Annotated in this window: 16 protein-coding genes; 11 read left to right on the top strand and 5 right to left on the bottom strand. The window is 73.8% G+C overall.

Annotation, left to right across the window (positions count from 1 at the left end):
• Positions 1-57: 57 nt before the first annotated feature.
• The 4 genes from MPTA5024_RS27205 to MPTA5024_RS27190 are packed head-to-tail and all read left to right on the top strand — an operon-like array spanning position 58 to position 2,507.
• Entirely contained in the window at positions 58-378 is a 321-nt protein-coding gene (locus MPTA5024_RS27205; protein ID WP_036329868.1) for a hypothetical protein, read from the top strand.
• Positions 375-1,856: a C2 family cysteine protease gene (locus MPTA5024_RS27200; protein WP_036329866.1), complete on the top strand. Its 1,482-nt coding sequence runs from the start codon at positions 375-377 to the stop codon at positions 1,854-1,856. Before MPTA5024_RS27205 ends, MPTA5024_RS27200 begins: the two co-directional genes overlap by 4 nt.
• A 1-nt stretch (position 1,857) precedes the next feature.
• A complete protein-coding gene (locus MPTA5024_RS27195; protein ID WP_036329864.1) occupies positions 1,858-2,103 on the top strand; it encodes a hypothetical protein in 246 nt (81 codons plus the stop codon).
• The gene (locus MPTA5024_RS27190) at positions 2,100-2,507 is read left to right on the top strand and encodes a hypothetical protein (RefSeq protein WP_036329862.1); all 408 of its coding nucleotides are present in this window, start codon (positions 2,100-2,102) and stop codon (positions 2,505-2,507) included. The genes MPTA5024_RS27195 and MPTA5024_RS27190 overlap by 4 nt, the downstream gene beginning before the upstream one ends.
• 12 nt (positions 2,508-2,519) lie before the next feature.
• Here the strand turns inward: MPTA5024_RS27190 and MPTA5024_RS27185 are convergent, their stop codons facing one another.
• The gene (locus MPTA5024_RS27185) at positions 2,520-3,902 is read right to left on the bottom strand and encodes an MFS transporter (RefSeq protein WP_198167424.1); all 1,383 of its coding nucleotides are present in this window, start codon (positions 3,900-3,902) and stop codon (positions 2,520-2,522) included.
• Between the two features lie 100 nt (positions 3,903-4,002).
• Here MPTA5024_RS27185 and MPTA5024_RS27180 point away from each other — a divergent pair, with 100 nt between their 5' ends.
• Positions 4,003-4,533 (top strand): winged helix-turn-helix transcriptional regulator, encoded by a 531-nt coding sequence (locus tag MPTA5024_RS27180; protein ID WP_036329860.1) that lies wholly within the window; start codon positions 4,003-4,005, stop codon positions 4,531-4,533.
• 26 nt (positions 4,534-4,559) lie between these two features.
• Here the strand turns inward: MPTA5024_RS27180 and MPTA5024_RS27175 are convergent, their stop codons facing one another.
• From MPTA5024_RS27175 to add, 3 genes are all read right to left on the bottom strand, one after another.
• On the bottom strand, positions 4,560-5,051 hold the full coding sequence (locus MPTA5024_RS27175) for an ATP-binding protein (RefSeq protein WP_063794785.1): 492 nt from the start codon (positions 5,049-5,051) through the stop codon (positions 4,560-4,562).
• 122 nt (positions 5,052-5,173) lie between these two features.
• Positions 5,174-6,442: a hypothetical protein gene (locus tag MPTA5024_RS27170; RefSeq protein WP_036329858.1), complete on the bottom strand. Its 1,269-nt coding sequence runs from the start codon at positions 6,440-6,442 to the stop codon at positions 5,174-5,176.
• Between the two features lie 117 nt (positions 6,443-6,559).
• Entirely contained in the window at positions 6,560-7,546 is a 987-nt protein-coding gene (add, locus tag MPTA5024_RS27165; RefSeq protein WP_036329856.1) for an adenosine deaminase, read from the bottom strand.
• Positions 7,547-7,633: 87 nt separating this feature from the next.
• Here add and MPTA5024_RS27160 point away from each other — a divergent pair, with 87 nt between their 5' ends.
• Complete coding sequence (locus MPTA5024_RS27160) at positions 7,634-8,113, top strand: MarR family winged helix-turn-helix transcriptional regulator (protein ID WP_051458739.1); 480 nt, start codon at positions 7,634-7,636, stop codon at positions 8,111-8,113.
• Positions 8,114-8,272: 159 nt separating this feature from the next.
• A complete protein-coding gene (locus tag MPTA5024_RS27155) occupies positions 8,273-9,559 on the top strand; it encodes an epoxide hydrolase family protein (RefSeq protein ID WP_084370053.1) in 1,287 nt (428 codons plus the stop codon).
• Positions 9,560-9,643: 84 nt separating this feature from the next.
• Here the strand turns inward: MPTA5024_RS27155 and MPTA5024_RS27150 are convergent, their stop codons facing one another.
• The gene (locus MPTA5024_RS27150) at positions 9,644-11,143 is read right to left on the bottom strand and encodes an LLM class flavin-dependent oxidoreductase (protein ID WP_036329855.1); all 1,500 of its coding nucleotides are present in this window, start codon (positions 11,141-11,143) and stop codon (positions 9,644-9,646) included.
• 59 nt (positions 11,144-11,202) lie between these two features.
• Between MPTA5024_RS27150 and MPTA5024_RS27145 the strand changes: the two genes are divergently transcribed.
• From MPTA5024_RS27145 to MPTA5024_RS27130, 4 genes are all read left to right on the top strand, one after another.
• Entirely contained in the window at positions 11,203-11,934 is a 732-nt protein-coding gene (locus MPTA5024_RS27145; RefSeq protein WP_157099758.1) for a nucleotidyltransferase domain-containing protein, read from the top strand.
• On the top strand, positions 11,931-12,683 hold the full coding sequence (locus tag MPTA5024_RS27140; protein ID WP_051458738.1) for a nucleotidyltransferase domain-containing protein: 753 nt from the start codon (positions 11,931-11,933) through the stop codon (positions 12,681-12,683). The genes MPTA5024_RS27145 and MPTA5024_RS27140 overlap by 4 nt, the downstream gene beginning before the upstream one ends.
• Positions 12,684-12,775: 92 nt before the next feature.
• A complete protein-coding gene (locus MPTA5024_RS27135) occupies positions 12,776-13,579 on the top strand; it encodes an SAM-dependent methyltransferase (protein ID WP_198167423.1) in 804 nt (267 codons plus the stop codon).
• A gap of 10 nt (positions 13,580-13,589) precedes the next feature.
• A complete protein-coding gene (locus MPTA5024_RS27130; protein WP_036329851.1) occupies positions 13,590-14,495 on the top strand; it encodes a TIGR03619 family F420-dependent LLM class oxidoreductase in 906 nt (301 codons plus the stop codon).
• Positions 14,496-14,579: the final 84 nt, after the last annotated feature.

Genomic DNA, 14,579 nt, shown 5'->3' with positions numbered 1-14,579 from the left:
CCGCGCCGCCTTCTCATACCTCCCGCGCATCATGACAATCATCAGTAGCATTGCGTCATGATCCCGAAGGATCCGGAGGAAAGCCCCGAATCTATGCGCCGGCGCGCCCATGAGCTGAGGGAATGCGCGCGGCGCGCCCGGTCGATCGCGGAGGGGCTCGGCCCCTGCCTCGACCAGGCCGTGTCGCTGGCGACCGCGAAGGACGCCTGGCAGGGCTGGTACGCCCACGAGATCACCGGCCGGCTGACCGACCGGCAGCGCGGCCTGCGCGGCATGGCGACCCAGCTCGTGAACGACGCGGGCTCCTGGATCGCCGAGGCGGACCGGCTCGAACAGGCGGCGGACAAGGCCGGGAAGGAGGCGAAGGCGGGCCGATGAGCTACGTGGGCTTCGACGTCGACAAGATCCGCGGGCTGGCGCGGGAGATGCGCAAGGCGGGCGGCACGGCCGCGCCGCTGCACCGGGACCTGGCCAAGGTGCTCGCCGACGCGGAGGCCGCGCTCGGCGGCGTGGCGCCGACCACGTCCCAGCCCCTCCTCGACGCCATGCGCGGCGGCCCGGCGAAGGGCCTGCCCGGCGTGCTGGCCACCTCGCTCCCCGGCGAGGCGGGGGAGATCGACCGCCGCTGCGACCGGATCTCGCCGCCCAACGGCGGGTTCCCGCCCGGCACGGTCGTCGACCCCATGGTCGTCTTCGACCGGGCCGAGCCCGACGAGGCGAAGGTCAACCAGGTTCTCGACCTGATCAAGGGCCTGAACGGCAAGGACTTCGGCACGAACGGCAACCGGGACGACGTCCGCGAGGTGGCCAAACGGCTCGAGGAGCTCACCCCCGCCGAGCTCGACCTGCTGCTGTCCAAGCTCGACGACGCCGACCTCAAGCGGTTCGGCGCGCTGATCTCCGACACCGGCGACCACTGGTACAACCCGTTCGACGCCAACGGCCTCCCGGAGGGGGAGCGGCGCGACCTGCTCAGCCATCTGCTGGAGCGGTCGGGTCCCGGTGCGTGGGCCAAGCTGGCCGCCGACCTGCCCGGCGTGCAGCCGGGGTTCGACACCACGGACGTGTTCCTAGACGGCGTCAACAGCCAGAGCGGCGTCTCCACGTCGGGCCTGCACTACGGCGTGCCGAACGTGCCGCTGTTCGCCGACGGCGGCGTCCAGGCGAGCGAGGTGGCGCAGGGCACGCTCGGCGACTGCTGGTACATCGCCTCCCTTAAGGCGACGGCCGCCGCCGACCCGAAGTTCATCCAGGACGGCATCCGGCAGAACGCCAACGGCACGATCTCCGTACGGGTCTGGGACAAGGACGGCAACCTGCACTGGGTCACCATGACCCCCGACCTCCCCCTCGACTCCGGCGGGAACATCGCCTTCGCCCGCAGCGTGAGCAACGGCACGACGACCGAGAGCTGGCCGGCCTACTACGAGAAGGCGTTCGCCCTCCTCTACGGCGACGACGACGGAGGCGCCCCCGACGGCAAGGACGGCGACTCCCGCTACGACCGCAAGGAGCACGGCGACTACGGCGCCGTCGAGTGGGACTTCACCGACAAGGCCCCGCCGTACGTCACCGGGAACGACGCGGACGGCATCGACCTCGACTACGACGATGTCAAGAAGGCGTTCGACTCCGGCCACCCGGTCATCGTGTCGAGCCACTCGAACATGGACGGCGTGCCGGACCACCTGAAGAAGGCGTACGTGACGCGGCACGTGTTCTACGTGAAGGGCTTCCAGAACGGCAAGATGGTCCTGGGGAACCCGTGGGGACCGGGATCGCCCGACCTGGTGGTCACGCCCGACGAGTTCAAGCGCATGTTCGACGACCCGCAGAAGCTGACCGTGGGGAAGTGAGATGGACAGGTGGCGGCTGCGCCGCGGCATCCCGTACCGGATGGAGCATCAGGGGGAGGCCCTGCTCGTCGGGATCAACGACCTCACCCCCGACCGGGTGACCTTCACCGTGAACGTCGACGGCGTGCCGCGCGACACCTTCGCCCTCGGCGTGGGGGACACGGCGCGGATCGCCGGCCGGCCGTACACGGTCGTCGCGATCGACGCGGACGGCCCGGGATTCGCCGACCTGGAGGCTCGCGCATGAGGCCGATCCCGTCCCGTGTCCCGCTCGCGGCGTCTGCGCGGTCGCCTCGCCCGCTCGCGCGGCCGTTCGCCGCGGCCGCACTCGTCCTGGCGCTGCTCCCGGCGGTCGCGTCCTGCTCGTCGTCCGGCGGGGGAGGCGCGGACGCCTCCGCCTGCGCGGGGACCGACCGGTCCGGCGCCGTCCACGTGCTCCAGGGCGGCACGTACCCCCTGGCGGGCGGCGCCCGCGCCGGGATCAACGTGATCGGCGACGACCACGCCGCGACCCTGACGCTGCTCGGCGGACGCCCCGGCGACCCCGCCACCGTCGACGTCAAGGTGGGCGACGAGTTCGGCGTCGCCGGGCACCGCTTCCAGGTCGTCCAGGTCTGCTCCGACAAGGTCTCCCTGCTCCCCTCCTCCTGACGGGGTCGCCCCTCACCCGCCGGCCGTACGGTCCCGGAGGGCGAGGGCGAGCACGGCGCCGAGGGCGGCGGCGACGGCGGCGGCGACGAACATGACGTCGGTCCCGGCGGCCGCCGTCCGTGCGGCGCCGACGACGGCGACCGCGGCGGCCACGCCGACGGAGCCGCCGATGTAGCGGGCGGTGTTGTTCGCGCCGGAGCCCATGGCTGCGCGGCCCGCCGGCACGCTCTCGACGGACAGGCGGGCGAGGGCCGCGTTGGCGAGGCCGCTGCCGATCCCGATCAGCACGAGCGCCGCGGACGCCCGTCCCCACGACCAGTGGCCCGCCGTGCCGAGGAGGCCGAGGTCGCCGGCCGCACCCACCGCGAGCCCGGCGGCGAGCTGGGCGCGGCCGGGCAGCCGCGTCCGGCCCGCGACGATCGAGGAGACGGCCGACACGCTCGTCCAGATCGCCGTCATGCCCGCCGCCTCCAGTGGGGCGAACCCGTGGGTCACCTGGACGATCGTGGCCAGGTACGTCAGGGGCCCGATCACGGCCAGACCGGTGACCAGGGCGCCGCCGATCGACGCCAGGAACGGCGGCCGGCGGAACAGCGACAGGTCGAGCATCGGGGCCCGCGACCGCGCCTCGATCGCCACGAACGCGGCGAGCAGCACGGCGGCCGCGGCGAACAGGACGACGACGGAGACGCTCGCCCACCCGGCGCGGCCCTGGGTCAGCGCCGTCAGCAGCGCCGTCAGCCCGAGCCCGAGGGCGAGCACGCCCGGCACGTCCATCCTGCGGGGCGTCTCGGCCCGCGACTCCCGAAGGCGCAGGACACCGGCCAGCGTGAGCAGGGCGGCCACGCCGCCGAGGACCCAGTAGACGAGCCGCCAGCTGCCCCACTGGGCGAGCACGGCCGACAGCGGCGGGCCGGCCGTCAGACCGGCGCCGATCATCGCGCCCCAGGCCGCCGTGGCCCTCACCCGGGAGGCGCCCGGAGGGAAGGCGTGGGCGATCATGCCGAGGCTTGCGCTGAGCATGGCGGCGCTGGCCCCGCCCTGCACGATCCGCGCGAGCACGAAGACGAGCGTCCCGCCCGCGGCGGCGCAGACGACGGAGGCGGCCGCCAGCACGGCCGACCCGATCAGGAAGACGCGCTTGCGCCCGTGGTCGTCGGCCAGCGTGCCGGCCGTGAGCAGCGTCGCGGCGAGGCCGAGGGCGATCCCGTTGAGGATCCAGACCTGGCCGATCGGGCCCGCGCCGAGGCCCGCCGCCGTCTGGGGCAGCGTGGTGGCCGGCGCGCTGTAGTTCATGAGCACGAGCAGGGTGGCGGCGCAGCCCACGAGTAGGGTGGCGGACCGGTGCGCCTGGTCGGCCGGCGGCAGCGCGGCGCGAGGAGGCGAGAGCGTCACGGCGACTCCAAGGTCTGTCTTTGAGTTCGTTCATCGAACCAACAGGGGGAAACCCTAGCAGTGATGGTTCGGTGATTGAACTAGCGGATAGACTGGCCGCATGGCGCTGGGCAAGGACTACGAGGGCCAGGACTGCTCGCTGGCGCGGGCCCTGGAGTTGGTCGGCGAGCGGTGGACGCTGCTGGTGATCCGCGACGCGTTCTACGGCGTGCGGCGGTACAGCGACTTCGTGGCTCATCTGGACATCCCGCGGGCGGTCCTCGCCGACCGGCTGGCGGCGCTTACCGCGGCCGGCGTCCTGGAACGGCGCCGCTACCAGCAGTCGCCCCCGCGCGACGAGTACGTGCTGACCCAGATGGGACGAGACCTGTGGCCCGCGGTCCACGCGCTGTCGCGGTGGGGCGGCCGTTACCTGTCGCCGGACGGGCCGAGCAAGCTCTACACGCACGCGCTCTGCGGGTCCCCGCTAGACCAGGCGGGGACGTGTCCCGAGTGCGGCGGCCCGGTGCCGCCGGAGGACGTCGAGGCGCGGCCGGTCCGGCCGACGGCCTGCGACCGGAGGGACGACCCGGTCACCCGCCTGCTCGAAGGCCCGCGCCGCCTCCTGCGGCCCCTGACCGAACCGGTCTGACCGCTCCGGGACGGTCCCTCACGCGCTCAGGCGCGGGCGGCGTCGCAGGCGCCCGTACGGGTGCGGGCGGACGACCAGCGGCCCGGGTGGGCGGCGGCGGGGCGCCGGTCCCGCTCGGCGTCGAACCAGATCTCGAACCACACCTCGTTGCGGCCGCCCTCCCGGACGAGTCCCCAGCGGTCGGAGAGGGCGTCGAGCAGCGGCAGGCCCCGGCCGTTCGGCCCCTCGGGGACGGCGTGGCCGGCACAGGGAGGCCCGGCGGAGCCGTCGTCCTCGACGCCGACCCGCACCCGGTCGGCCAGGCATGCCACGGTGATCGTGAACGTGCCGCCCAGGCCCGACCGCGAGTGGACGACGGCGTTGGTGGCTATCTCACTCGTCAGCAGCACGCAGTCGTCGTGCCGCGGGTGGTCGCGGCCCAGCGTGGCCGACACCAGGCGGCGTGCCCGCCCGACCTGGTCCCGTCCGCCGTCGAGCCGCGCGACGCGATGTCCCGAACCGTCCCCCGAGATCTCCATGGCACCCTCCCTGTGTGGCCGCGATATCAGGACGCCCCCGCGGCTGTCCGAGATGTCACGGGAAAGTAGGAGTGTGCTAGCCCCCGGGAGCCGTCGGACTCCCGGAGACCGGTGCGACGTCGTCAGTGGTCGCCGGAGGACGAGCCGTTCACCGTGAGCACGCGCTCGGGGACCTCGATGGCCGGGAACGTCCCGGTGTCCACGATGCCGTGCTCCCGGTAGGCGGCCTCCAGCAGCGCGTGCGCCTGCGGTTCGAGCTTCCACAGCGCCCGCCACTCGCGCGCCAGCGCGACCGGGATGGCGACCTCCTGGGCGATGTCGGCCGCCCGGGGGACGTACTTGAGCTCGATCTGCTGGTCCCAGTAGCGCCGGGCCGCCCGCAGCTGCGCGGCCCGCTGGGCGGCGTCCACCGGGGGGCCGACGTCTACCGGGCGGTCCTCCTCGTCGTCGTCATCGAGGAACTCCGCCCGGGCGGTGCCCGAGGGCAGAGCCGGGTGGACGGCGACGGCGACGGGCTGCTGCTCCGGCTCGGGGGCCCACGGGACGGGCGGCGTCAGGTCGATCAGGGCCGCCGTGTTGTAGAGCGCTCCAATCTGCGACAACAGCGCCTCCTGCCGCTTGTCGTCGATCGCGAGGCCCGTGTACTCCACCGCGCGGTCCATGGCCTTGTCGAGCCGGGCCAGCGCGACGCGCATCTTGCGGTCGGACGCGCCCGCCTCGCGCAGCGCGCGGGCCTTCTTGGCGGCCAGCGCGACCCGGGTGAGCCTGCGGTGGGCGTCGACCTCGCTGGCGGTCCGGTCGCTCGCCTCGGCCAGGCCGACCCGCACGAGGACCCGCTCCGGGGTGAGGCGCCAGTTGATCCGGGCCCGGCCGGTGATGCGGTGCCGCTCGATGGCCATGCCGCGCTCCCACAGCCACGCGGCCACCAGCGGCGCGGCGAGCCGGAAGACGGCCTCGGCGAGGCTGCGGGCGTCCATGCTCGACAGCACGGCCGACAGGCAGGTGAGGGCCCACACGGCGATGCCGTCGATGCCGGCCGAGTAGTTCTCGCGCATGTTGCGGCGGGCGCGGACCGCGCTGGTGATGACGGCCACCTCGATGAAGGCGAAAAGCAGCAGGCGCAGCGGCCCGTCGAAGCCGAGCACGTCGCCGGAGAAGCGCCACATGCCCTGCGCCGACACCCCGGTGGCGATGCTGGCGGCGACGATGGTCAGGATGTCCTCGGTGGGACGGCCCGCGGCCCAGCGCCGCAGCAGCCGCGACACGGCGCGGAACACCGTGCGCAGCACGAAGACGATCAACGCGAGCAGGACCAGGGCGAACACGCAGATGATGACTGTTCCGACCGGGTGGTCCGACGCGAAGGCGGTTATTTGGTCAATGGGGGGCATCAGTCACGGTCTCTCGATGTCCGGCACTCTTTACGCGAGATCATTCCAGAATGCCGTCATCCTGTACGTGAAACACCCGCGCACAGCCGTGACGGTTGGGGCAAGGGGGAGACAAGGTCACGTGTCGGGGGACGCGAGCCAGGCGTCGATCTCCCGGCGCAGCCGCTCCTTCGTCCCGGCTGGAGCGAACGACGCGTCGGCCGACGCCCGGGCGAGAGCGGCCAGGACGGCGTCGTCGTAGCCGAAGGCGTCCCGCACCCTGGCGTACTCCTCCGACAGGGTCGTTCCTGCGCTCGACGGGATGTCGGTGTTGAGCGTGACGGCGAGCCCGGCGTCGAGCAGCAGCGGCAGAGGGTGGGCCGCCAGCGACCCGACCAGGCCGAGGGCGACGTTGGACGACGGGCAGACCTCCAGCGGGATGCCCCGCTCGCGCACCTCGGCGACCAGGTCGCCGTCCTCCAGGACGCGGAAGCCGTGGCCGAGCCGCTCGGCCCTGCCGATCGTGACGGCCTCCCGGATGCTCTCCGGGCCCTCGCACTCGCCCGCGTGGTGCACGAGGCGGAGCCCGGCGTCCGCGGCGGCGGCGATCACGTCGGCGAACGGCGCGAGAGGGTACGACTCCTCCCCGGCCATGCCGATCCCGGCGACCCCGCGGTCCGCGTAACGGGTGGCGAGCTTCAGCGTGCGCCACGCCCGGTCGGCCGACCGGCGGCGCGAGTGGTCGAGCAGCAGCCGGCACTCCACGCCGTGGGCCGCCGCGCCCTCGGCCAGGCCGTCGAGCACGGCCTCCAGCGGCATCTCCAGGTCGTCCAGCCGTTCGCCGTGGGAGGCGGCGGTGAACGTGACCTCGGCGTACCGGGTGCCCTGGGCCGCCTCGTCGCGGCAGAACTCCACCGCGATCCTCCGGAAGTCCTCCGGCCGCCGGAGGCAGTCCCGTACGAGGGAGTTGTGGTCGGCGAACGCGCGGAAACCGGCGAACGGGCCGGGCGGCGGGGGGACCGGCAGGCCGTTGGCGGCGGCGATCTCGCGGAGCGTCTCCGGTCTGATCGTGCTCTCCAGGTGAACGTGCAGATGGGCCTTGGGCAGCCGCGCGATGTCCCGCATGCCCGGGAGCCTAGGAAACGCCCAGGATGGGACGCACCTCATTATTTGAATTAGAAGCTTATATAAGTTTCTGATACAGTCTGGCGCGTGTCCCAGGAGATCCCCGAGCTGAACGTCGTCGGCCTGACCTCGGTGCTGGAGAGGTTCACCCGGATGTTCATCCGCCTGCCGTCGGTGCAGCGCCTGAGCTTCACGACGCTGTCGGTGCTGCACACGCTCGAGGGCCGGGGGCCGATGCGGCTCACCGACCTGACGGCCAGCGAGCAGGTCACCCAGTCGGCCGTCACGCAGATCGTGACCAAGCTGGAGCGCGAGGGCCTGGTGCGGCGCGAGCCGGACCCGTCGGACGGCCGCGCGGTCCTCGTGCACGTGACGGCGGCCGGCGCCGCCGTCGTCCTAGGGAGGCGGGCCGACCGGATCGCGCATCTGGCGGAGCTCACCGACCAGCTCAGCCCCGCCGAGCGCGAGGCCGTCGCGGCGGCGTTGCCGGCGCTGACGCGCCTCGTCGAGCTCGACCGGGAACGCTCCGGCGAGGACGGCGGAGGGCGGGCACACCGCGGGACGTGAGGCGCGGAACCCGAAGCGGAGGCCCCACCCGCCGCGGAACCCGAAGCGGAGGCGTCAGCCCGTAACAGACCGGGACACGCGAACCCGAGACCCCCACCCGCGTCACCGGCGCGGCCGTGAGGCCGGCCACGCGTGCCTCCCGCGCGAACGGATGAGGAGATGACGTTGCACCAGGAGACCACAGGCCAGGACACCAGGGGCCGGCAGACCACCCCGGCGGCCGGGGCCCGGCCGTTCCCACTGACGCCGGAGCCGATCCACGTCCCCGACGACGTGCTCGCCGACCTGCGACGGCGCCTGGAGCTGACCCGCCTGCCGGACGACGCGGGCAACGAGGACGGGTACTACGGCGTGCGCGCCGCCTACCTCAGGGAGCTTGTCGACCATTGGCGCACCGGCTACGACTGGCGCGCGGCCGAGGCCGCGATCAACGCCTACGAGCACTACCGCGTCGAGGTCGACGGCGTGCCGGTGCACTTCATGCGCCGGCCGGGGGTGGGCCCCGACCCGACGCCGCTGATCCTCACGCACGGCTGGCCCTGGACGTTCTGGCACTGGGCCAAGGTGGTGGACCCGCTGGCCGACCCCGGGGCGCACGGCGGCGACCCCGCCGAGGCGTTCGACGTGATCGTCCCCTCGTTCCCCGGCTTCGGGTTCTCCGGCCCGCTGCCGGGCCACCCCGACATGAACTTCTGGAAGGTCGCCGACCTCTGGCACACGCTCATGACCCGCACGCTCGGGTACGAGAAGTACGCCGCCGCCGGGTGCGACGTGGGAGCCCTGGTCACCGGACAACTCGGGCACAAGTACGCCGGCGAGCTGTACGGCGTCCACATCGGCTCCGGCCAGAAGCTCACCCTGTTCAACGGCGACCGGGCCTGGGACCTCAGCGGTGGCCGGCCCATCCCCGAGGGACTGCCCGCCGACGTCCACGCCCAGGTGGTCGCGCTGGACAGGCGGTTCGCCGTCCACCTCGCCGCGCACGTGCTCGCCCCGAGCACGCTGGCCCACGGGCTGTCCGACTCGCCCGCCGGGATGCTCGCCTGGATCCTCGAACGCTGGGCGAAGTGGAGCGACAACGGCGGCGACATCGAGACCGTCTTCACCAGGGACGACCTGCTCACCCACGCCATGATCTACTGGGTGACGAACTCGATCGGCACCTCGATCCGGACCTACGCCAACAACAACCGCTACCCGTGGACCCCCTCCCACGACCGGTGGCCGGTCGTGGAGGCGCCCACCGGCATCACCTTCGTCGGGTACGAGAACCCGCCCGGCGTGACCACGGACCAGCGCGTGCAGAGCTACCTCGAGGGCGACCGCGCCCCCTGGTACAACCTCGTCAACGTCACGGCCCACCACCGCGGCGGCCACTTCATCCCGTGGGAGATCCCGGGGGAGTGGGTGGACGACCTCCGGCGGACCTTCCGCGGCCGCCGCTGACCGCCGCCGGAGGAACGCCGCCGCCGCTGACCGTTGCCGACCGCTGCTGGCGACCCCCGCCGCTGCCGGCCGCCGCCCTCGGGCTCAGATGTCGAGGTTCAGCCGGGCGATCGGCTCGACCAGCTCCTCCTCCTCGTAGTCGAGGTGCGACAGCAGCACGTCCGCCAGCACGTCGACCTGCTCGCGGACCCCATCGAGCCGGCCGGGGTCCTCGATCATCGCCACGAGCGCGGCGTCGAGGGCGGTGAGCACGCCGGCGATCACCTCGTGCTCCTGCTCCAGCCGCTCCACCACCGGCGCGAGGGACGCCTGCGCCCGCGCCAGCATCGGGAACATGTGCTCGTCCTCGATCGTGTGGTGGGTCGTCAGCAGGCGGCAGTACGACGCGCAGAACGTGCCGAGCGTCCAGTGGTTCTGCCGCATGGTCAGCTGGTTGATCATCGACCGCATGGCCGCGGCGTCGGCGCTCCCCGCCGCGACCTGCTCCAGGGCGTCCCTGATCTGGGCGAGCTCCTGGCGGAGGTGGTCGTGGATGAGCACGAGCCGCCGCCCGTTCGCCTGCTGCGCGGGGGCCAGGGCGGCGAGGTCGCGCTTGGGCAGGCGCGGGCGGCCCGCCTCGTCCAGCCGCCCGTTCCCCGTGAGGACGACCGCGGGGGGCGCGACGGCGGGGGCGGTCTCCGCCGGACCGGGACCGGCCGGGGTCCGCTCCCGCGTGACGGCCTCGCGGACCGCCGGCGCGACCTCGCCGGCGAACGCCTTCAGGTCCCGGTCGTCGTCGGTCGCCAGCACGAACACGCTGACGCCGTGCCGCAGGGCGAGGTCGGCGAGCTGGTCGGCCCACAGAGCGGGCGGCCCGTCGAGGAAGCCCGCGCCGGGGACGCGGGACAGGCGTCCCGAGACGTTGTAGACGCGCCGGACGGCCGCCGGGTCGCGCCCCGCCCGCTCGGCCGCCTCGTCGAGGATCCGCGTCATCCCGCCCAGCTCGTCGGGGGCGGCGTACCCCGATGAGGGGACCCAGCCGTCGCCCAGCCGCCCGGTCAGCTCCAGCATCCTGCGCCGGTACGCGCCGACCCACAGCCCGATCGGATGCGGCGGGAACGGCCCGGGCCTGGCCCCGTCCAGCCGGTAGTGCGCCCCCTCCAGGCGGACCTCGGGTCCGGGCGTCCACAGGGCCCGGATGACCGTCATCGCCTCCTCCAGCGCGTCCACCGCGTCCTTCGGCGTGCGGCGGGGGCCGCCCATGGCGGCGATCCCGTCCCAGAACGCGCCGGCCCCGAGGCCGAGCTCCACCCGTCCCCCGCTGAGCAGGTCGAGCGAGGCGGCCGCGCGGGCCAGCACGGCCGGCGGGCGCAGCGGCAGGTTGGCCACGTCGGGGAACAGCCGGATCCGCTCGGTCCGCGCCGCCATGACCGACAGCAGCGTCCACGCGTCCAGGAACGCCGGCTGGTACGGGTGGTCCTGCACGCCGACGATGTCGAGGCCCGCCTCCTCCGCCAGCGCCGCCTGCCGCACGAGCCGGTGACGCCCCTCCGCGCCCGGGGTGAGGAACGCCCCGAACCACAGCTCGTGCCCGTAGTCACCCATCCCGATCCGTGCCCTTCCCGCCGTTCGCCGAGCCGCCCAGGAGCCTACAGAGAGCGGCTGTGGCAGGATCCCTCGGCATGGAGTTCCAGGTGCTCGATCGGACCGTGCTGTCGGTCGTGGTCGGGTCGCGGGCGTACGGGCTGGAGACCGAGGAGTCGGACACCGACCGGCGGGGCGTGTTCGTCGTGCCGACCCCGCTGTTCTGGCGTCTCGACAAGCCGCCGGCGCACATGGAGGGGCCGCTGCCCGAGCAGTTCTCCTGGGAGGTCGAGCGCTTCTGCGAGCTGGCGCTGCGGGCCAACCCCACGGTCCTGGAGTGCCTCTGGACGCCGATCGTCGAGCGCTCGGCACCGCAGGGCGACGAGCTGCGGGCGATGCGGCGGGCCTTCCTGTCGCGGCGGGCGCTGGAGACCTTCGGCGAGTACGCCGACCGCCAGTTCCGGCGTCTCGCCCGGCCGTCCGGGTCCGGCGGCCGTGACGAGACCCGGGAGCCGGACGAGAGCGTGGAGAGGCGGCGCCGCAAGATGGCGATGCACGCGATCCGGGTCACGCTGAGCGCCGTCCACCTGGCGCGGCACGGCGAGCCGCTCGTGCGGGTGGACGGCCACCGCGACCGCCTCCTCGCCGTACGGCGGGGCGAGGCGGGATGGGACGAGGTGTGGCGCTGGCGCGACGACCTGGCCCGCGAGCTGCGCGACCTGTCCGCCGCCGGCGTGTCAGCGCTGCCCGGGCGGCCCGACCGCGACCGGGTGGAGGAGTTCCTCGTCTCGGTGCGGAGGTCGGCCCTGTGACCGCCGTGCTGCCGGGCTGGCTCGGGGAGGTCGCCGGCGAGCAGCCGTACCCGCTCGCGTTCGCGACCGTCAGCGGCGCCCACCTGTACGGGTTCCCCTCCCGGGACTCCGACGTCGACCTGAGGGGCGTCCACGTCCTGCCGCCCGAGGAGGTGGTCGGCCTGAGGACCGGGGAGCAGACCCTGGTCAGGTCGTGGGTGCGGGACGGCGTGGAGGTCGACCTCGTCACCCACGACCTGGCGAAGTTCTGCCGCATGCTGCTGGAGCGCAACGGCTACGTGCTGGAGCAGCTGCTCAGCCCGCTGGTGGTGCGCTCCTCGCCCTGGCACGAGGAGCTGCGCTCCCTGGCGCCCGGCTGCGTCACCCGCCACCACGCCCATCACTACCTCGGGTTCGCCCGCACCCAGCGGCGGCTGTTCGGGCGGACGGGCGAGCTGAAGCCCCTGCTGTACGCCTTCCGGGTGCTGCTGACGGGCGCCCTTCTCATGCGGACCGGCGCGCTCGTGGCCGACCTGACCCTGCTGGCGGGCGGGCCGCCGTACCTGCCCGACCTGGTCGCCGCGAAGCGGGAGGCCGAGCACGGCGCGCTGCCGGACGCCGCGCCCGGCCGCGACCTGCTCGACCGCGACCTGGACCGGCTCGCCGCCGGGCTGGAGGAGGCCAGGGACGCCTCCCGGCTGCCGGAGACGGCCTCGGCCCGCGACGCCCTCCACGACCTCGTCGTACGGATCCGGCTGGGCCGCGGCTGACACGGATGACAGGGGGATGCTGACAAAGAGCGAAAGGTATATATCCTGATCATTGTCTGGAAAGCTCAGGCCGATGCACGGGGGAGCGCCTGTTGGACAAGGATCACGAGCCAGGGATCTTCGACCCGAAAGTCCCGAGCGTCGCCCGTCTGTACGACTACTACCTCGGCGGCAAGGACAACTTCGCGTCGGACCGCGAGGCGGCCGAGCGCGTCCTCGCCGTCGCCCCCGAGGTGCGCACCGCCGCCCGCGAGAACCGGGCCTTCCTCGGCCGCGCCGTCCGCTTCCTGGCCGCGTCCGGGGTCACGCAGTTCCTCGACGTGGGCACCGGCCTGCCGACACAGGGGAACGTCCACGAGGTGGCGGCGACCGTGGTCGACCGGCCGCAGGTGGTGTATGTGGACAACGACCCCGTGGTGCTGAACCACGCCCGCGCCCTGCTCGCGCGCAGCGGGGACGCGACCACCGTGGTGGAGGGCGACCTGCGGCGGCCCGAGGAGATCCTCGGCCATCCCGACGTCGTCAAGGCGATCGACTTCGACCGGCCGGTCGGCCTGCTGCTCGTGGCGATCATGCATTTCATCTCCGAGGAGGACGACCCGGCGGGCATCCTCGGGACGTTCCGCGACGCGCTGCCGCCGGGCAGCTTCCTCGTGCTGTCCCACGGGACCCGCGAGGCCCGGCAGGAGGCCGTGGCGACCGGCACACAGGTGTACCGGAGCGCGACGGCGCCGCTGGTCCTGCGGACCCGCCCCGAGATCGAGGGCCTGTTCGAGGGCTTCGACCTGGTGGAGCCCGGCGTCGTCTGGCTGCCCGAGTGGCGCCCAGACGAGACGTACCTGCTGGAGCCCCCGGAGCGGTCGCTCATCCTGTGCGGCGTGGGCCGCAAGGTCTGAGGGCGGAGCGGTGGACCTCGGCCTCGCCCTCGCGCAGTACGGGCCGTTCGCCTCACTCGGCAGCGTCCGCCTGGTCGCCCGCGAGGCCGAGTCGATGGGCTTCGCCTCCCTGTGGGTGGGCGACCGCCTGCTCACCCCCCTCCGGCCCCGGGACCCCTACCCGGGCGGGGACGGCAGGATCCCCGAGGCCCAGCGGGTCTTCCTCGACCCGGTCGCCGTGCTGACCGTCGCCGCCGCCTGCACCGTCCGGCCGCGGCTCGGCACGAGCGTGCTGAACGGCCCGCTGTACCCGCCGGTCGCGCTGGCCCGGTCCCTGACCACGGTCGACCTGTTCAGCGGCGGGCGTCTGGTCGTGGGGCTCGGCCTCGGCTGGTCCTCCGACGAGTACGCCGCCTCGGGCGTGCCGTGGAAGGGGCGGGGCGCCCGGCTGGAGGGGGTCCTCGACGTGCTGGAGGCCGTCTGGACCGCCGACCCCGTCTCCTACGCCGGCGGCCCGTGGACGGTCGCCCCGAGCCACGTCCTCCCCAAGCCGGCCCGCCGCCCGCCCGTGTACCTGGCCGGGTTCGCGCCGGCGGCGCTGCGCCGCGTGGGCCGCAGGGCCGACGGCTGGCTGCCCGCCGCCCTGCCGCCGCCCCTGCTGACCGGGATGTGGGACGTGGTCCGCCGGGCCGCCGAGGAGGCCGGGCGCGACCCCGGCGCCTTGCGGATGGCCCTGCGGTGCAATCCGATCATCACGGACGAGCCGGTCGACCCCTCCCGTGTGCCGAGGGCGGGGACGGTCGCCCAGATCGCCGGCTACCTGGCGGAGACGGCCGCGGCCGGGGTGCACGAGGCGTTCGTGGACCTCCAGCTCACCGCGCGCGACGACGACCACCTGCTCCGCCTGGCCGAGGCCGTGCGGAAGGCCGTGGGCTGAGCCGGGCGGCGACATGCCGTTCTCCGGTACCCACTCCCCGGAACCGGTCGGTGTCGCGGATAATGGGCCAAGCCGCCATCATCC

The sequence above is a fragment of the Microbispora sp. ATCC PTA-5024 genome (assembly GCF_000511135.2).
In the GTDB taxonomy this organism is placed as follows: Bacteria; Actinomycetota; Actinomycetes; order Streptosporangiales; family Streptosporangiaceae; genus Microbispora; species Microbispora corallina.
Note: the sequence above shows the minus strand (reverse complement) of the source record. Positions and strands in the feature narration are given on the sequence as shown.

Coding starts and splice junctions, on each gene's coding strand:
- MPTA5024_RS27205 (WP_036329868.1), top strand. CDS start 58: ATGATCCCGAAGGATCCGGAGGAAAGCCCCGAATCTATGCGCCGGCGC.
- MPTA5024_RS27200 (WP_036329866.1), top strand. CDS start 375: ATGAGCTACGTGGGCTTCGACGTCGACAAGATCCGCGGGCTGGCGCGG.
- MPTA5024_RS27195 (WP_036329864.1), top strand. CDS start 1,858: ATGGACAGGTGGCGGCTGCGCCGCGGCATCCCGTACCGGATGGAGCAT.
- MPTA5024_RS27190 (WP_036329862.1), top strand. CDS start 2,100: ATGAGGCCGATCCCGTCCCGTGTCCCGCTCGCGGCGTCTGCGCGGTCG.
- MPTA5024_RS27180 (WP_036329860.1), top strand. CDS start 4,003: ATGGCGCTGGGCAAGGACTACGAGGGCCAGGACTGCTCGCTGGCGCGG.
- MPTA5024_RS27175 (WP_063794785.1), bottom strand. CDS start 5,051: ATGGAGATCTCGGGGGACGGTTCGGGACATCGCGTCGCGCGGCTCGAC.
- MPTA5024_RS27170 (WP_036329858.1), bottom strand. CDS start 6,442: ATGCCCCCCATTGACCAAATAACCGCCTTCGCGTCGGACCACCCGGTC.
- add (WP_036329856.1), bottom strand. CDS start 7,546: ATGCGGGACATCGCGCGGCTGCCCAAGGCCCATCTGCACGTTCACCTG.
- MPTA5024_RS27155 (WP_084370053.1), top strand. CDS start 8,273: ATGACGTTGCACCAGGAGACCACAGGCCAGGACACCAGGGGCCGGCAG.
- MPTA5024_RS27150 (WP_036329855.1), bottom strand. CDS start 11,143: ATGGGTGACTACGGGCACGAGCTGTGGTTCGGGGCGTTCCTCACCCCG.